The organism is Micromonospora zhanjiangensis, assembly GCF_042650605.1.
Classification (GTDB): Bacteria; Actinomycetota; Actinomycetes; order Mycobacteriales; family Micromonosporaceae; genus Micromonospora_J; species Micromonospora_J zhanjiangensis.
In genome coordinates, this window is record NZ_JBHSBN010000001.1 from 448,307 (window position 1) to 464,413 (window position 16,107).

13 protein-coding genes are annotated in these 16,107 nt (G+C 74.9%); 9 read left to right on the forward strand and 4 right to left on the reverse strand.

Going from position 1 to position 16,107, the window contains the following annotated elements; all coding sequences use genetic code 11:
- Nucleotides 1–182: 182 nt before the first annotated feature.
- The 7 genes from ACFOX0_RS02150 (at nucleotide 183) to ACFOX0_RS02180 (ending at nucleotide 9,881) form a co-directional block, all read left to right on the forward strand.
- Complete coding sequence (locus ACFOX0_RS02150; protein WP_377541669.1) at nucleotides 183–2,843, forward strand: hypothetical protein; 2,661 nt, start codon at nucleotides 183–185, stop codon at nucleotides 2,841–2,843.
- Between the two features lie 41 nt (nucleotides 2,844–2,884).
- Nucleotides 2,885–3,859, forward strand: coding sequence for an alpha/beta fold hydrolase (locus ACFOX0_RS02155; protein WP_377541670.1), 975 nt, complete (start codon nucleotides 2,885–2,887; stop codon nucleotides 3,857–3,859).
- 142 nt (nucleotides 3,860–4,001) lie between these two features.
- Nucleotides 4,002–4,796, forward strand: a complete 795-nt coding sequence (locus ACFOX0_RS02160; protein WP_377541671.1) for a DUF3152 domain-containing protein — start codon at nucleotides 4,002–4,004, stop codon at nucleotides 4,794–4,796.
- 86 nt (nucleotides 4,797–4,882) lie between these two features.
- Nucleotides 4,883–6,031, forward strand: a complete 1,149-nt coding sequence (locus ACFOX0_RS02165) for a DUF3152 domain-containing protein (protein WP_377541672.1) — start codon at nucleotides 4,883–4,885, stop codon at nucleotides 6,029–6,031.
- A gap of 81 nt (nucleotides 6,032–6,112) precedes the next feature.
- Entirely contained in the window at nucleotides 6,113–7,333 is a 1,221-nt protein-coding gene (gene moeZ, locus ACFOX0_RS02170) for an adenylyltransferase/sulfurtransferase MoeZ (RefSeq protein WP_377541883.1), read from the forward strand.
- Nucleotides 7,334–7,400: 67 nt separating this feature from the next.
- Nucleotides 7,401–8,243, forward strand: coding sequence for a prenyltransferase/squalene oxidase repeat-containing protein (locus ACFOX0_RS02175; RefSeq protein WP_377541884.1), 843 nt, complete (start codon nucleotides 7,401–7,403; stop codon nucleotides 8,241–8,243).
- A gap of 75 nt (nucleotides 8,244–8,318) precedes the next feature.
- Nucleotides 8,319–9,881, forward strand: a complete 1,563-nt coding sequence (locus ACFOX0_RS02180; protein WP_377541673.1) for a Na+/H+ antiporter — start codon at nucleotides 8,319–8,321, stop codon at nucleotides 9,879–9,881.
- A 66-nt stretch (nucleotides 9,882–9,947) separates the two neighbouring features.
- Here ACFOX0_RS02180 and proB read toward each other — a convergent pair whose 3' ends face one another.
- Nucleotides 9,948–11,084 carry a glutamate 5-kinase gene (gene proB / locus ACFOX0_RS02185; RefSeq protein ID WP_377541674.1) on the reverse strand — a complete coding sequence of 379 codons (1,137 nt, stop codon included), beginning with the start codon at nucleotides 11,082–11,084 and terminating at the stop codon, nucleotides 9,948–9,950.
- Between the two features lie 96 nt (nucleotides 11,085–11,180).
- Here proB and ACFOX0_RS02190 point away from each other — a divergent pair, with 96 nt between their 5' ends.
- On the forward strand, nucleotides 11,181–11,492 hold the full coding sequence (locus ACFOX0_RS02190; protein WP_377541675.1) for an MGMT family protein: 312 nt from the start codon (nucleotides 11,181–11,183) through the stop codon (nucleotides 11,490–11,492).
- Between the two features lie 550 nt (nucleotides 11,493–12,042).
- On the opposite strand, the gene ACFOX0_RS02195 is transcribed toward ACFOX0_RS02190, so the two are convergent.
- Nucleotides 12,043–12,975 carry a hypothetical protein gene (locus tag ACFOX0_RS02195; RefSeq protein ID WP_377541676.1) on the reverse strand — a complete coding sequence of 311 codons (933 nt, stop codon included), beginning with the start codon at nucleotides 12,973–12,975 and terminating at the stop codon, nucleotides 12,043–12,045.
- A 207-nt stretch (nucleotides 12,976–13,182) separates the two neighbouring features.
- On the opposite strand from ACFOX0_RS02195, the gene ACFOX0_RS02200 reads away from it, so the two are divergent.
- Complete coding sequence (locus ACFOX0_RS02200; protein ID WP_377541677.1) at nucleotides 13,183–14,085, forward strand: GNAT family N-acetyltransferase; 903 nt, start codon at nucleotides 13,183–13,185, stop codon at nucleotides 14,083–14,085.
- Between the two features lie 70 nt (nucleotides 14,086–14,155).
- Here ACFOX0_RS02200 and ACFOX0_RS02205 read toward each other — a convergent pair whose 3' ends face one another.
- Together ACFOX0_RS02205 and ACFOX0_RS02210 are read right to left on the reverse strand one after the other, a co-directional pair.
- Entirely contained in the window at nucleotides 14,156–15,406 is a 1,251-nt protein-coding gene (locus ACFOX0_RS02205) for a hypothetical protein (RefSeq protein WP_377541678.1), read from the reverse strand.
- On the reverse strand, nucleotides 15,399–15,974 hold the full coding sequence (locus tag ACFOX0_RS02210) for a SigE family RNA polymerase sigma factor (protein WP_377541679.1): 576 nt from the start codon (nucleotides 15,972–15,974) through the stop codon (nucleotides 15,399–15,401). The genes ACFOX0_RS02205 and ACFOX0_RS02210 overlap by 8 nt, the downstream gene beginning before the upstream one ends.
- Nucleotides 15,975–16,107: the final 133 nt, after the last annotated feature.

Consider the following 16,107-nt stretch of genomic DNA (forward strand, 5'->3'; position numbering starts at 1 on the left):
GATCGTCACCACCCCCGCCGACTCGCGACAGTGGACGCCCTACCTTGTACTGTCCCACCGACGGGCACACTTCGTTGGATACCCACCGGCCGCGGACGCGATCGCCGAATTAGCCGGCAGCTGTAACTTATCGCCACTGTCGCCACGCGGTAGCCTCAGCGCAGGCGACCAAGGAGCGCACGGTGGAAGAATCAGGGCAACCCGGGGCCGCCGCACCGGGGGAGAACAGCAACGGAACGGGTTCGCGGGAGGATCGCGGCGGGCCGGCCAACGGCTGGGCGCCCGCCGACCCGAGCTGGTCGTCCGTCGAACCGGTGAGCGGCTCGGGCGACCCGCGTGAGCAACACGGTTGGCGTACGCCGGGCGAGTCGTCCGGGTCGACCGGCTGGGCCGATCCGGGACCGCGGTATCCGGATCTCGCACCGCCGTTCCCGGTCGGTCCGTCGGGCGCGGCCGGCCGCGCCGCCGGCTCCGGGTCGGAGCGGCCGACCAACGGGTACGGCCGGACCGACCGGCGCGCTACGTCACCCATGGTTGCCCTGCGTGATCCGATGGATCCGTCGCGTTACCCAGCAGAGGACGACCCGGCCGGGGCGGCCGGCGGTCGACCGGAGTCGCCGGCCAACCGGCCGGGCGCCGGGCAGCGGGCGGGCGGGCCGCTCCCGGGCGACCCCACCGAGCCGGCCCGGCACGCCTACGACGAGGTCGGACCGGACCGGCCCGGGTCGCCGGCACCGCAGTGGCCGACGCCCGGCGGTTACCGCCCGGTCTCGGCCGTACCGACGGCGTCGCACGACTCGGGGGGCTACCCCACGCCGGCGGGTTACCCGACCGAACCGCGTTACGGCCCGGCCCCCGACCAGGTGAGCGCGCCGGCGGCGGAAGCTCCGGCCGGGAGCGGGATGGCCGGGAGCGGCCCGGAGGCCCGCGAACCGCGCTCCCGCGGCCGGCGGGCCGCCGAACCGGACGACGAACCAACGGTCGTGGACGACCAGGAATGGCCGAACGGTTGGGCTTCGAGCTGGTCCGCCGGCGCCGCCGACCCGTGGAGCCAACCGGGCCGGGAGGACTGGATGGCCGGGCGGCCCGGCGCGGCGGGGCAGCCGGAGCCGGGTGGGCCGGTGGCCGCGGGTGGTCCGGCCACGGCCGACCCCGCACCGTACGGTGGTTATTCGCCGCCGTCGCCCGGTGGTCCGGCGCGTCCCCGGGTGGAGCCGACGTCCGGGGCGGGCTACCCGCCCGTACCCGGTGGTGAACCGCAACCCGGGTCGCCGGCCGGCCGGCCGGGGTCCGGGCCGCGACCGGTGACGGCGCCGCCCGGTTTCACGCCCGCCGGCGCGGAGGCGCGGTACTCGCAGCCCGAGCCGTACCAGCCGGCGTCGACCGGATCCGAGAGCGACGGCTACCCGGTGGAACCCGGCCGGTCCGGCGGTGCCGAGCCGGCCGCCGACCGTGGCGGTCGACCGGGCTATCCCCGGCCCGTGGACCGGCCGCGGCTCGCCCCGGTGGGCGAGCCGCCGGTCTACCGGCCGGAGGTCGAGCAGTCCGCCTACCGGGACGACCGGGACGACCCGGCCTACCAGGCCGACGACCGCTACTCCCGGCAGCCGCAGTACGGTTCGGGCGGATACCGCACCGACCCGGACGACCGGTACGCCCGTCCGGAGAGCAGCCGCTCGTCGGCGCGCTGGGCGGATCCGGTGCCCGAGGCGCTGCCGCAGCGGGTGCCGGCCGAACCCGACGTGCCGACGGTGCCCGAGCCGCCCGCCGTCGACCCGCCGGCCGAGACGCCCGAGCTTGCCCGGATCGCCACCCACCTACGCCGGGAGGACGCCGCGACCCAGGACCGGGAGGGCTTCGACGTCAACGCCATCCTGACGGCCGTGCGCGGCGTCGCCGGGGTACGCGACGCGGCCCTGCGGACCACGCCGGCCGGGGCGCACAGCCTGCGCCTCGACCTGGCCGACGGAGCCGACCCGGCCGAGGTGAGCCGGGTGGTGGCCCGGGTGCTGCAGGAGCAGATGGGGCTTGCCGCGGCACCGCAGAACCTGTCCGAAGCGGCGTCGACCACAACCCCGGCGGCCGAGGCCGCCGCCGTACCGCACATCCCGCGGCAGGCCCAGCCGGACGCCCGGTCCGAGGGCCGCCGGTCCGCCGAGCCGGCCGCCCCGGGGGACGTACCGGGCCGGCGCCGGCAGGCCACGGCACACCAGGGCCGGGCCGCCGTGGCGGAGCGGACCGACGACCAGGGCGCCGGGTCGGGGTCCGGGACCGGGGCCGACGGGCCGTCCGGTCTCGCCCGACTGACCAGGACCGCACCGGGGCTGGCCGGGTCGGAGACCGGTGGACCGGTCACCGCCTCCACCTACTCGGGCGGGCAGCAGCTCAGCAACACCGAGTCGGCGCCGTCCCGGCCGCTCAACCCGGGCGGGCCGCCGGGCCCGCGGGTGGTCATCGACCACGTCCAGGTGAGCACCATCGGGCTCGACGCGACCGTCGAGGTGCAGCTCGGCGCCGGGGACCGGCGGACCACCGGGGTGTCCACCGGTCCGGCGGTCGACGGGTACGTGCTGCGGCTGTGCGCGGCGTCGGCCGCGATCGCCGTCGACGCCCTGCTCCAGTCGGCCGACCGGCCGTCCGAGCAGGGCCGCTGCTTCGTCGAGCACGCCGCGGTGGTGCCGTTCGGCAACTGTGAGGTCGCCACCGTGGTCGTCCTGCTGGTCTGCGACGGGTGGGTCGAGCAGTTGGCCGGGTCGGCGCTGGTCTCCGGCGACCCGCGGCAGGCTGTGGTCCGCGCCACGCTGGCGGCGGTCAACCGTCGGTTGGAGGCGCTGCTCGCCTGAGCGCGCCGCCTCCCGCTCGGGCGCCGGGCACACTGGAGAACATGAAACGTGCGACCCTCGGCCCGGACGGGCTGTTCCCGACGGGTGTGGTCCCGCCGCCGTGGCCGGGCCGCGAGGTGCTGCTCGACGGGCTGATGTCGTACGTCCGGGACACCCCGGCCACCCGGCCCGACGCCGAGCCGGCGCTGTACGTGCACGGCCTCGGCGGGTCGGCGCAGAACTGGACCGACCTGGCCGGGCTGCTCGCCCACCGGCTCGACGGGCAGGCGATCGACCTGCCCGGCTTCGGCCGCAGCGAGCCGGGGCGCAGCTACTCCATCCCGGCGTTCGCCGAGCGGATGATCCGCTACATCGAGTGGAGCGACCGCGGCCCGGTGCACCTGTTCGGCAACTCGCTCGGCGGGGCGATCGCGGTACGCGTCGCCGGCCTGCGGCCGGACCTGGTCCGCACCCTGACGTTGATCTCGCCCGCGATGCCGTTCCTGGACCCGCGGCGGTCCCTGCAGGGCCGGGTGGTGCCGCTGCTGGCGCTGCCGCGCGCCGAGCGGCTGGCCGCCCGATTCCTCACCCAGGCCGCCCCGGAGGAGATGGCCCGGCAGATCATGGAGGCGTGTGTGGCGGACACCACCCGGATCGTCGAGCAGCGCCGGCGGGAGGCGATCGAGGAGATCCGGGTCCGCTACGAGGCCGCGCACTACGCGCACGCGTACGTCCGGACGCTGCGCGGGCTGGTGACCAGCTTCCTGCGCGCGTACCTGCCCGGATCCGGCTCGCTGTGGCGGATGGCCCGTATGGTGGCGGCCCCGACGCTGGTGGTCGGCGGGCTGCGGGACCGGCTGGTGGACGTCCGGGTGGCGCCGCAGGTGGCCCGGACCATCCCGGACAGCCGCCTGTTGATGTTGGAGGACGTCGGTCACGTGGCGCAGATGGAGGTGCCACGGACGGTGGCCCGGGCGGCCGTCGCGCTCCTGGACGAGCAGCAGACCGGGACGGCGGTGCCCCGGGTCGGGGCGTGACGTGGCACGGTAGGGGGCGATGCCCACCTCATCCCGCACTCCCGTCCATCCGGTACCACCGCCCTCCGCTGCCTCTTCCGGGCAGCCGGAGCGGCGGCGCGGTCGTCGTCGGCGTCGTTCGCCCTGGCCCCGGGCGCTGGCGGTGCTGTTGCTGGTGATGGCCGGTGGGGTGGGCCTGGTCACGGCGGCGTTCCGGCTGCCGGCCCTGCGGTCGACGGCCGACGGCGCGGTCCGTACGCCGCCGTCGCCGTCGAGCCCGGTGCCGACCGGGAGCGCCTCCGCCGGCCCGGCCGCGACCGGCGTCCCGAGCCGGGCACCCCTGTTCCGGATGCCCGGACCGGTGCCGTCGGCCGGCTCGGGCGCCTTCGACTACCCGGCCGGCACCGGCCAGCTGCTCGGCCGGGCCGGGACCCTGCACCGCTACCGGGTGGCGGTGGAGCGCGGCTCCGGCGAGAACGTCGACCAGTTCGCGGCGGCGGTGGACCAGACGCTGGGCGACCCGCGCAGCTGGATCGCCAGCGGGCAGCTCCGGATGCAACGGGTCGCCCGGGACGCCACCGCCGACTTCACGATCTATCTGGCCACGGCCCAGACCGCCTGGCAGTTGTGCATGACCGGCGGGGTGGACATCCGGGTGCGGGGCAAGCCGTACACGTCCTGCCGGGCGCCGGGCAAGGTGATCATCAACCTGGACCGGTGGCGGTTGTCCACCGATGACCTGATCGCGGCCGGGATGACCCTGGACGCGTACCGGCTGTACGTGGTCAACCACGAGGTGGGGCACCAGTTGGGCCGCGGGCACGAGTCCTGCCCGGGCAAGGGGAGTCCGGCGCCGGTGATGCAGCAGCAGACGCTCTACCTGAACGGGTGCCGGCCCAACTCGTGGCCGTACGTCAACGGGAAGCGACTGGCCGGCCCGCCGATCGCGGGGTCCTGAGGCTGCCGTAACAACTGTTACGTTGCCGCGACGCGGCGGGTAACGGCCGGAGGTCGGGCCGGGCGGCCTGCCAGGCTGGTGCTGCCATGCGCAGCAGCCCCGCTCCCGCTCCCGAACCCGGCCCGACCCCGCCCGCCGGGCCGGCGCGGAGCGCGCCGGCCGTTCCGGAGAACGTCCCGAACGTCCCGGAGCCCGCGCCGGTCACCCCGGGAGCCGCGCCGGTCACCCCGTGGCCCGCGCCGGTCGCCCCGGAGCCCGTGCGGGCCGCCCCGGAGAACGTGCTGGCTGCCCCGGAGCCCGTGCCGGTCACCCCGGGAGCCGCGCCGGCCGCGTCGGAGCCCGCGGTGGCTGCCCCGGCGAGCCGGGTGAGCCGGGCCCGGCGGCGGCGCCGCCGGCGGCGGGTCGCGGTGGCGGCGGTGACGGTCCTGCTGGTCGCGGTGGCGCTGGCCGGCTGGTGGCAGGCCGGACGGATCCTGCCGCTGGTGGGCCTGCGGCAGCCGGCGGGCGGGTCGGTCCCGTTCGGTGGCACCGGTGCCGGACCCACCGACGGCGCGACCGGGACCGTGCCGGGCCGACACCGGGCCGACGACGACCCGGACCAGGTGCCGGCGGTGCCGGTCACCCCGGCCCCGCCGGCGTCGAACGAGCCGGTCCCGCCCGAGCCGACCCCGCTCACCGGTCCCGGCACCTTCCGGTACGCCACCGCGGCCGGTCCGGTCCTCGGCCGGTCCGGCCCGAGGCACCGCTTCCACGTCGCGGTCGAGCAGAACGTGGGGCAGGAACCGGTGCCGTTCGCGGCGGCCGTGGACACCGTGCTGGGTGACCCGCGCAGCTGGGTGGCCTCCGGTGCGCTCCGGTTCCAGCGGGTGCCGCCGACGGTCCGGGCCGAGTTCACCATCTACCTGGCCACGCCGGCCACCTCCGAGCGGATGTGCGCGGCCGGCGGGCTGGAGACCGAGAAGTTCACCTCCTGCCGGCTGCCCGGTCAGGTGATCATCAATCTGCAGCGCTGGCTGACGGCCGTGCCGGGCTACGGCGCGCCGCTGGCGGTGTACCGGGCGTACGCCGTCAACCACGAGGTCGGCCACCAACTCGGGTACGGACACGAGGCGTGTCCGGGTCCGGGCCGCCCGGCGCCGGTGATGCAACAGCAGACGTACGGGCTGCGGGGCTGCGTGGCCAACGCCTGGCCGTACCTGGCCGGTCGCCGGTACGGCGGGGAAGAGGTGCCCTGACCGGCCCGGTGGATTATTCCCGGTCCCGGATGCCGGGCGGGTGTTCCACCTCATGGCCGTCGGCCGGATCAGCGAGCGACAATTGCGCGACCCACTGTTGCCGATCCCGGGGAGTCCACCGTGTCGCTGCCCCCGCTCGTCGAGCCCGCAGCCGAGCTGACCATTGACGAGATCCGCCGCTACAGCCGCCACCTGATCATCCCGGACGTCGGGGTCGAGGGTCAGAAGCGGCTGAAGAACGCCCGGGTGCTCTGTGTCGGCGCGGGCGGTCTCGGCTCGCCCGCACTGTTGTACCTGGCCGCGGCGGGGGTCGGCACGCTCGGCATCATCGACTTCGACACCGTCGACGAGTCGAACCTGCAACGGCAGGTCATCCACGGCCAGTCGGACATCGGCAGGCCCAAGGCCGAGTCGGCCGCCGCCACCGTCCGCGAGATCAACCCGCTGGTCGAGGTGGTCATCCACAACACCGTGCTGGACCGGGAGAACGTCCGAGAGATCTTCTCCGGCTACGACCTGATCATCGACGGCACCGACAACTTCGCCACCCGGTACATGGTCAACGACGCGGCGGTCCTGCTCGGCAAGCCGTACGTCTGGGGGTCGATCTACCGGTTCGACGGGCAGGCGTCGGTGTTCTGGGCCGAGCACGGCCCCTGCTACCGGTGCCTCTACCCGGAGCCGCCGCCGCCCGGCATGGTGCCGTCCTGCGCCGAGGGCGGGGTCCTCGGGGTGCTCTGCGCGTCGATCGGCTCGATCCAGGTCAACGAGGCGATCAAGCTGCTCGCCGGCATCGGCGAGCCGCTGGTCGGCGGGCTGATGGTCTACGACGCGCTGGAGATGACGTACCGGAAGATCAAGGTCCGGAAGGACCCGGCCTGCGTGCTGTGCGGGGAGAACCCGACGGTGACCGATCTGCTGGAGGACTACGAGGACTTCTGCGGCGCGGTCTCGACGGAGGCGCAGGAGGCGACCCTGGGCGCCACCATCACCGCCCGGGAGCTGAAGGAGTGGCAGGACGCCGGCAAGGACATCTTCCTGGTGGACGTGCGGGAGCCGGCCGAGTACGAGATCGTCCGGATCCCCGGGTCGACCCTGATCCCCAAGGGCGACATCCTCTCCGGTCAGGCGCTGGCCACGCTCCCGCAGGACCGGCAGATCGTGCTGCACTGCAAGTCCGGGGTGCGTTCGGCCGAGGCGCTCGCCGCGCTCAAGTCGGCCGGTTTCCGGGACGCGGTGCACGTACAGGGCGGGGTGCTCTCCTGGATCAAACAGGTCGATCCGTCGCTGCCGGCCTACTGAGCGCCCCGCGGGGCCGGCCGGATCGGCCAGTGCCGATCCGGCCGACCTACCGAGGCGTGATTTCTACCTGGTGAGTAGCCTTTCGGCCGTGATTGACCTGGACGCAGCGATCGGTTTCGTGGTGGCGCACGGCGACGCCGTGGACCGGGCCCGGATGTCCTTCCTCCGGACCGGTACGCCACCCGCGCCGGCGATCGTCGACGAGGCCGAGGTCGGATCGGCGCCCGGCGGCGGCTGGCCGGCGTTCTGGGGCGGCGACGTGGCGTCGGTCGACGCGACCTGCTTCCGGCTGGCCGAGCTGGACGACCTCGGCGCCCTGGGCCGGCCGGCGGCCCGGAGCGCGTTGGACTGGCTGGCCAGCCGGCAGTTGCCGGACGGCGGCTGGGAGGAGGACGCCTCGCTGGCGAACCAGGCTCCGCCGTGGGCGAAGCCGGGTGACCCGGAGGCGGGCTTCTACCTGACCGCGTACGCCGGGTTCTGGCTGACCGTGGCCGGGCTGGACGCCCGGTCCGCCGGGCCGCTGGACCACCGGGTGGGCGGCGTCTACGCCGGGGTGGTGCACGGCGCGGCGCAGGCCGTCGCCGGACGGCTCAAGTCGGACGGCACCTGGCCGTCCTTCCTGCCCGCAGGCTGGCTCAGCGCCGCGGTGCTGCAGCGTCAGCAGTTGTACTACGAGGCGGCGCGGATCCGGGCGGTGCTGGCCGAGCGGCTGCCGGAGATGTCCCCCGCCGACGTAGCCTGGATGGCCTCGGCGCTGCGCCGGGTGGACACCCCGGCCGATGACGCGTTGATCGTCGCGGCCCGCCGCCGGCTGGCCGGGACGCAACGCAGCGACGGTGGCTGGAGCAGCGACGACGGCGACGCGTTCGACGTGCACACCACCCTGGCCGCCATCCGCGCCTGCCGCTGAGAACATCACTGCCGATGCGGGCCAACCGCGCTTGTCGGCCCGCCCGATGGCCCATCCTGGGACCGGAGGTGGGCGGTGCAGGGGCTCGTGCTGGTGGTCGTGCTGGCGACGACCGTGCTGGTGGGTACCACGATCGGCGGACGGTACCGGGTCGCGCCGCCGGTCCTGCTCATCACCATGGGCGCGCTGCTGGCCCTGACGCCGACCCTGTCGCACGTGGTGCTCGAACCGAACGTGGTGCTGCTGCTGTTCCTGCCGGCCATCCTCTACCGGGAGGCGCTGTACGTCAGCCTGCGGGAGGTCCGCGCCAATCTGCCCATCATCGGCGGGTTGGCGGTGGCCCTGGTGATCCTGACGATGATCACGGTGGCGCTCACCGCCCACGCCTTCGGCGTCCCGCCGGCGGCGGCGCAGGTGCTGGGCGCGGTGCTGGCGCCCACCGACGCCGCGGCCGTGGCCGGCCTGGCGAAGCGGCTGCCGCGCCGGTTCCTCACCGTCCTGCGGGCGGAGAGTTTGATCAACGACGGTACGGCGTTGACCCTGTTCGCCGTGTCGGTGGGCCTGATCGCCGGCGGGGCGAGCCCGGGCCCGCTCGGGTACCTCGGCCGGTTCGCCGGCTCGTTCCTCGGCGGGGTGGCCGCCGGCCTGGTCGTGGCCGGGGTCGTGGTGCTGATCCGGCGGCGCCTGGAGGATCCGCTCCGGGAGGGCGTGCTCAGCTTCCTGACCCCGTTCTCGGCGTTCCTGCTGGCCGAGGTGGTGCACGCCAGCGGGGTGCTGGCCGTGGTGGTGGCCGGCCTGGTGCTGTCGTACGCCTCGCCGCGGGTGACCGGCGCCCAGTCCCGGGTGCTGACCCTCGGCTTCTGGGAGTTGCTCACCTTCATGGTCAACGGCGGGCTCTTCGTTCTGCTGGGACTTCAGATCCCGCGCGTGGTGCGGGTCGTCCTGGGCGGCTCCTTCGAGCGGACGCTGGTGCTGGCGTTCACCGTGACGGCGGTGGTGGTGGCGACCCGGCTGTTCTGGGTGCTCGTGTCGGCGTACCCGATCGGGGCGCTGGACCAGACCTCGTCCCGGCCCGGCTGGCGGGTCCGCACGGCGGCCGGCTGGGTGACCTTCCGCGGCGCGGTGTCGCTGGCCGCGGCGCTGGCGGTGCCGACCACCATGGCCGACGGCAGGCCGGTGGCCGATCGGGACTTGATCATCTTCACCACCGCGGTGGTGATCCTGTCGACCATGCTGGTCCAGGGCACCACCCTGCCGTTGGTCGTCAACTGGGCCGGGCTGCGCGCGGACCGCGGCCGGGCCGAGGAGGTGCGGCAGGCTCGGACCAGGGCGGTGGAGGCGGTGCTGGCCGACCTGCCGGCGGTGGCCGCCGGGACCGGTGCCGCCAGGGAGACCGTCGACCAGCTCCGGCGGGACTACGAGGAGCACCTGGCCATGGTGCGCGACCCCGGGGGTGCGGCCGAGGTCGAGGCGCGGGAGTCCGATCGGCGGCTGCGCCTCGCGGTGTTGGCCCGCAAGCGCCGCGAGATCACCCGGCTGCGCGACGCCAACGAGATCGACGACGTGGTCCTGCGGGAACTGCAGGCCGCCCTGGACATCGAGGAGATCCGGCTGCTCGGCCCGCAGGCCGAGGAGTGACGGTCCGGCCGGGCCGCCCGGTGGCGCCGGCCGGTCGGCTCACCGGCGCGCCGTCGGCCGGTCGACTCACCCGCTGGCCGGCGTCGGCGCGCCGGCCAGCAGCACCAGGTCGTCGCGGTGCACGACCTCCCGCTCGTACGCCGGACCGAGGGTCGCGGCGAGTTCACCGGTGGACCGGCCGAGCAGGCCGGGCAGTTCCACCGCGTCGTAGTTGACCAGGCCCCGGGCCACCGGCGCGCCGCGCTCGTCCACCAGGTCCACCGGGTCGCCGGCATTGAAGGCGCCGTCCACGGCGGTGATGCCGGCCGGCAGCAGCGACTTGCGCCGGCCCACCACGGCCTGCACGGCGCCCGGGTCGAGGTGCAACCGGCCCCGGGGCGAGGTGGCGTGCGCCAGCCAGAACAGCCGGGCCGCCGGGCGTCGCCGGACCCGGTGGAAGAAGGTGCCGACCGGTTCGCCGGCCAGCGCGGCGGCGGCCAGCGGCGCGGCGGTCAGCACCACCGGGATGCCGAAACCGGTGGCGATCCGGGCCGCCTCGACCTTGGTGACCATCCCGCCGGTGCCCACGCCGGTGCGGGCCGCCGGACCGACGGTGACGCCGGCCAGGTCGGTGGCGTCGTGCACCTCGGCGACCCGGGTGCTCTCCGGCCGGGCCGGGTCGCCGGTGTAGAGCCCGTCCACGTCCGACAGCAGGACCAGCAGGTCGGCGTGGACCAGGGCGGCGACCAGCGCGGCGAGCCGGTCGTTGTCGCCGAACCGGATCTCGTCGGTGGCCACCGTGTCGTTCTCGTTGACGATCGGTACGGCACCCAGGTCGAGCAGCTTGCGCAGGGTGCGGTAGGCGTTGCGGTAGTGCGCCCGGCGGGTCACGTCGTCGGCGGTGAGCAACACCTGCCCGACGGTGCGGCCGTGCCGGCCGAAACCCGCCGCGTACCGGCCGATCAGCAGTCCCTGGCCGACGCTGGCGGCGGCCTGCTGGGTGGCGAGGTCCCGCGGCCGGCTGGTCAGGCCGAGCGGGGCCAGGCCGGCGGCGATGGCTCCCGAGGAGACCAGCACCACCTCGCGTCCGGCGGCGGTGCGTCCGGCGAGCGCGTCCACCAGCGCGTCCACCCGCGCCCCGTCGAGGTCTCCGCCCGGGGCGGTCAGCGAGGACGAGCCGACCTTGACGACGATCCGCCGGGCGGCGGTGACTTCTTCGCGCACCCGCCCATTCTGCGCGTCCCGGTCCGTCCGACCCGCCCGGGTTCTCACATCCTGGTGGGCCGCGGGCTCCCGACCGGCGGCCTATCCTGGCTGGCTGTGACCCCCGAGGAGTACGTGGAAGAGGTGCTCGCCCTGGTCGAGCGGATCCCGCCCGGCCGGGTGATGTCGTACGGCGCGGTGGCCGACCAGCTGGCCGAGCGGTCCGGGCGGGCGTCGGCCCGGCTGGTCGGTTCGATCATGGCCCGGTACGGCGGCGGGGTGCCCTGGCACCGGGTGGTCAACTCGGCGGGCCGGCTGCCGCCCGGGCACGAGCGGGAGGCCCGGGCGCGCCTGATGACCGAGGGCACGCCGCTGCGCGGTGACGGGGTCGACGTCCGCGCCGCCGCCTGGTACCCGGACCAGGACTGATCTGGTTACCGGGGTTCCGGTGGCCAGTCCACCTCCGGCACCGGCCGGTTCGGCGGCGACTGTGGGTACGGCGGCACCAGCGGCCCCGGGTCGTGCCGGTCGACGCACGGCCACCGCCGGCCGCAGGTGCAGTAGCGCCAGAGTCGGTGACAGTCCCGGCGGTGGTCGGGGCGGTACCGGATCGGTTCGAGTGTCCTGCGGAACACGGCGTCTCCTCGGGCGGTGACGGGACGAGCCACCGCGCCCCGGGCGGTCCTGCCGTGCGCGTCGGCCCCGGTGGCCCCTCGGCCAATGCCGGAGGTGCGGGGCCACTGATCACAGTTTGCTCAGGAACGGTTACCGACGGAAGTCGCACGGGTCGATCCGGCGACCCATGAGAGCGCATGAACGTGAATCTCACCGACCGCCCTCCCGGTCGGACGGCGTACCGCTGGCCGGCCGGTCCCGGGGCGCCGCGGGTCCGGCGGTAAAGCGACGGCGCCCGGTGCAGCGCGACGGCGCCCGGTCCCGTGGAGCCGGGACCGGACGCCGTGCCGCGGGTCGTGCCGGGTCAGCCGGCGTCCACCGCGGTGACGGTGAACGGCGCGCTGTTGTCGCTCGGGTCGACGTCCGGCAGGTCCTGGTTGTCGTACCGGACGTGCAGGGTGGTGGTGCCGGTGCCGAGCGGTCCGGCGACCGTGCCGGGCTCGGCGTACAGCTTCAGCGTGACGGTCCGCTCCTCGCCGGGCATGAACCCGCCGCCGGGAACGGCGCACCAGCCACCCACGCAGACGTCCTGCGGCTCGATGCCCCGCAGCTCCACGCCGGCCGGCAGGTTGGTCTCCAGTTCCACGTCCGACTGCGGCGCGTCGTTCCGGTAGCGGATGGTCACCGGCACGCTACCGAGGTAGCTGCCGTCCGGCTGCCGGACCAGGGTGGCCGAGCCGGCAGTCACCGTCGCGTCGGTGACCAGGTTCCGGACGTACGGCCGCGGGTTGCGCAGCGAGCCGCTGGTGGACCGGAACAGCGCGTCGAACTTCGCGGTGTCGTTGGCCGGGTTGCCGTCGCCGGCGTTCACCGCGACCCTCCCGCCGGTCGCCACCATCGGGTAGCTGCGGGCGGTGGTCAGCACGGTGAAGGCGAGATCGAAGGTACGGTTCTCGCCCGGCTGCAGGCCGCCGCCCGGGATCTCGCAGACCAGCGTCCGGTTCGGCGAGGTGCTGCCGAAGAAGCACGGCTGCTGCGGCAGCACGCCGTCGAACGAGCCGGGGGTCGGCTCGAGGACGGTGACCTGCAGGTAGCCGACCTGCGTACCGCGGTAGCGGACGGTCACCGGCAGGGTGCCGTGGTAACCCCGGTCGGACGGATCCAGCACCAGCCGGCCGACCGAGACGGAGGTGTCGTTCTTCGTGGGCGCCGCCTGCGCCGGCGCCGCGGTGCCGAGCAGGGCCAGCGCCGCGCCGGCCACGCCCGCGAACGCCTTCGTCCGTACGGACATCGTCATGGTGTTTCCTCCCCGTGTGGGTACGGCGGACGGTCCGTCGTACCGGGCTTGCGAGTGAGACACGTCCGGTCCCGGGGAGCGGTTGCGGGCCGGCGTTGTCGCGAACCGGACCGTGCTGGCCGCGGCCCGGGGGCGGGAAACGGGTTGCCGGGGTTCCAGCGCTCCGGGCAGACTCGGCCGCTTGCCGTCGAGCGTGAGGACTTTCGCATGCAGATCCGTACCGCCACCCCGGCCGACGCGCCGGCGGTGGTGGCGTTGCGCGCCGTGGTCTACCCGTATCTGGTCCGGAGCGTCGCCTCGACCCGGCAGATGATCGCCGAGCCGGTGCCGAACGCCGGCTGGTTGCCGTACGTGGCGGAGCTGGACGGGCGGGTGGTGGGCTGGGTCACCGCCTCGCTGAACACGATGACCTCGGAGCCCGCGTTCGGGGAGATCTCCCTGCTGCACGTGCACCCCGACCACCGGGGCAACGGCATCGGCACGGCCCTGCTGGACACCGCCACCGCCCACCTGCGTCGACTCGGCGCGTCGCGGGCCCGGGCCTGGGCGCAGGAGGGGTCGCTGGGCTTCGCCCGGCGGCACGGCTTCACCCCGGGCCGGCAGCTGCGTTACGCCGCCCTGGAGCTGTCCACCGCGCCGGTCGGCCCGGTGCCGGCCGGGGTCCGGCTGCGGCCGCTGTCCGAACTGGAGCCCGAGGCGATGTACGAGGCGTACGTCGCGGCCGCCGCGGACGAACCGGGTGACGTGCCCGGCGACGGGATCGGCTACCAGACCTGGCGGTACGAGGTCTGGGACAACCTCGGGCTGGACCGCGCCGCCAGCGTCGCCGCGGTGGCCGACTCCGCAGACCCGGCCGTGCTGGCGTTCACGCTGGTGAAGCGGGACGGCGAGCGGATGTGGTCGGACATGACGGCGACCCGGCCGGAGCACCGCGGCCGGGGGCTGGCCCGGGCGGTGAAGGTGGCGGCGCTGCGCCGGGCCGCCGAGCGGGGCGTCACCGTCGCGTACACCTCAAACGACGAGACCAACGCGCCGATGCTGGCGGTCAACGCCCGGCTCGGCTACCGCCCGGTCGACACCCAGTGGTCCTGCGTGGCCCCGCTGGGCTGAGCGCTGGCGCCCGCCCGCGCCGGTGCGCCGGGTGCCCGCCCGCGCCGTGCGGCGGGCACCCGGGGCGCGGTCAGTGGAAGTCGAAGCTGGCGGAGTTGTCGCGGAAGGAAAGGTCCGGGATGTAGCCGTTGGCGGAGTCCGGCCGACCGACCGTCACGTGTGCCACGCCCTCGTCCGGCTGGGGTTCGCTGTTCTCCAGGCCCAGCTTCAGGGTGCGCTGCGCGCCGGCCCTGATCGGTCCCAGCCGGCAGCGCACCGATCCGAAAAGGGTGCCGGTGCGCTGGTCCACCGTGCTGCAGGACTCCCAGCCGGCGGCGGTGCGCCGCATCTTGGCGGTGCCGAATTCGAGGGTGAGTTCCACCGTCTCGGCGTCCGTCGGTCCGGTGTTGCGGACGGTCACCGTGACGCTGCCGTCCCGCCAGCCCAGCTCCGTCGGCGACTGGTCGACGAACACCACGTCGGTCGCGGTGACCCGCAGGTCCGTGAAGAGCGGGTTCGGGTCGAACCGGGTCGGCCCGGCGACCTGGGCGAATCCGCTGCCGGTCCAGCCGTACGTCCGCCACTGCTTCTGCACCCACTTGCGCGCCGGGCCGTCGGTCTGCGGGGCGTCGCCGACCTGCACCCGTATCCGGCCGGCGGTGTCCGGCTGCACGTCGGCGATCCAGCTGGCCTTGCCGGTGTACGCCTGCAGGGACTCCGTCCGGAAGACCTGGCCGAGCGTCACGATCCGGCCGTCCTCGTCCCGGTCGAAGACCGCCACCTGCTGGAAGGGGCTCTCGCCGGGTCGGCAGCCGAGGATGGCCACCGACTCGTCGACGCCGTCGCCGTCCACGTCGGCGTAGAGCAACCGCATCAGCGAGGCCGGGTCGGGCACCCGGCCGGTGCGCCCGTCGAGCAACTGCACGTTGTCGGCGATGCACGAGCCGGCCGCGCCCGCCGGCCACGGCGGCAGGTCCACCTGGGCCGACAGCAGGTCGGCCGCGCTGATCCGGCCGTCCGGGACGGCCGGCGTCGGTGACGCCGACGGGGTGGGCGACGGGCCGGCGCTGGGACCGGCGGTGGGGCTGGCCGGAGCGGTCGGGGTCGCCGTGCCGGCCGGTCCGGGTGCCGGGCCCCGATCGTGGCCGAGCAGGGTGTAGCCGACGACCGGGCCGGCGACCAGCACGAGCGCGGTCACCGCGGCGGCGGCCGTGGTGTTCCGGCGGCGCCGGCGGACCGTGTGCCGTACCGCGTCCGGACCGGCCGGGACCACCCGGGACAGCACCGTCGCGCGGTACGACTCGAATTCGGCGTCCAACAGGGACGGGTAGTTGTCAGCCATGGTGGTGCTCCTCGGTGCGGTCGGCCAGTTGGGCGGCCAGGCCCACGCGACCACGGTGCAGCCAGGACTTCACGGCGCCCTCGGCGACACCTTCCTGGAGGGCGATCTCGGCCACCGACATGTCGGCGAGATGGTGCAGCACGACGGCCCGTCGATGGGTGGCCGGCAGGTTGGCCAGCGCGGCGGTCAGGTCGACCCGGTCGGCGGTCGGACCGGCCACGTGCTCGACCCGCTGGGTACGCAGATAGCGCTGCGCGGTCCGTAACCGGCGCCATCGGCTGGTGGCCAGGTTCCAGGCCACCCGGCGGACCCAGGCCACCGGATCGTCGAACCGGGCCACCCGCTCCCACCGGCTGAACGCCCGGCAGAACGCCTCCTGCACGACATCCTGGGCCTGGGCGAGGTCACCGGTGTAGGCGCACAGCTGGACGGTCAGGGCCCGGAAATGGGCGTGGTAGAACGCGTCGAACTCGATCGGTTCGGCCGCGCCGTCGGCCTCCGGTACGCCACCCGCCGCCACCGGAGGCGGCGGCGGGCGGTGGAGCCCCTCGTCTGCTGTCAACGTCACGATGTCCTCCCCGCCGGACGCCCGGACGAACACCCGGACTCGTACAACACGCGTCGATGGGTTCGCCGGTTGCGCCGTCACGCCCGCCAGAGCCTGTGATTGACTGTCCGGTGACGGACAGAGAGGGGGTCGG